Here is a 442-nt window from a genome sequence, read left to right on the forward strand (position 1 = left end):
GTCCGGCGGTGTCCTACTCTCCCACACCCTCCCGGGTGCAGTACCATCGGCGCTGTGGGTCTTAGCTTCCGGGTTCGGAATGGGACCGGGCGTTTCCCCCACGCTATGACCGCCGTAACCTTGTTACCCGTTCCCCTGTGCCGGTTTGGGTGGCGGGGGTGGGAAGACTGTTGGTTACAACATGTGTGTTCCCTCGGTGTTGAGGGTTCTGTGGTGTTGTGTATTTAGTTGTGGTTTTTGTTCCTGACAACGGGTTTTGTTGTTCGGGAACCACATAGTGGACGCGTGCAGTGTTTTGTGTGTGGTGTAAGTTGTTGGCCTATTAGTACCGGTCAGCTTCACGAGTCTTTAGTCCTCGCTTCCACATCCGGCCTATCAACCCAGTGGTCTGGCTGGGGGCCTCTCACACAAATTGTGTATGGAAATCTCATCTTGAAGCGAG

Annotated in this window: 2 rRNA genes; both read right to left on the reverse strand. The window is 55.0% G+C overall.

The window, feature by feature from the left end:
* Window positions 1-117, reverse strand: a 5S ribosomal RNA gene (gene rrf, locus AC1DD5_RS25775).
* A 184-nt stretch (window positions 118-301) separates the two neighbouring features.
* Window positions 302-442 (reverse strand): 23S ribosomal RNA (locus AC1DD5_RS25780); the annotation flags it as partial.

This window comes from Paenarthrobacter sp. 10L420 (genome assembly GCF_056395385.1).